Source organism: Pseudomonas sp. SIMBA_068, from assembly GCF_046534705.1.
Taxonomy (GTDB): Bacteria; Pseudomonadota; Gammaproteobacteria; order Pseudomonadales; family Pseudomonadaceae; genus Aquipseudomonas; species Aquipseudomonas putida.
The window spans coordinates 1-250 of the sequence record NZ_JAWRYI010001184.1 but is presented as its reverse complement, the minus strand read 5'-3'; the positions used below and the strand labels follow the sequence as shown (position 1 = coordinate 250).

The window sequence follows — 250 nt, the reverse complement described above, 5'->3', positions numbered from 1 at the left end:
ACAGAAGAAACTGTATTAAGCAGTATCACGGATGCAATTCAAAAAGCGCAAACATTGACTATTCAGGCTGGTAATGGTGCCTTAAATACCAACGATAAAGTATCAATAAGTAAAGAGCTTGAAGAGCTGCAGCAAACATTACTAAGTCTCATGAATACTCGATCTGAAGATGGTAAATATATTTTTTCTGGTTATCAGGATAGTACACAACCCTACCAGTTTGAAACTAGTTCTGGTAAGTACAATTACA

1 pseudogene is annotated in these 250 nt (G+C 35.6%); it reads left to right on the top strand.

From position 1 onward, the window contains the following. A pseudogene (locus tag SB756_RS33275) lies at positions 1–250 on the top strand (hypothetical protein); the annotation flags it as partial.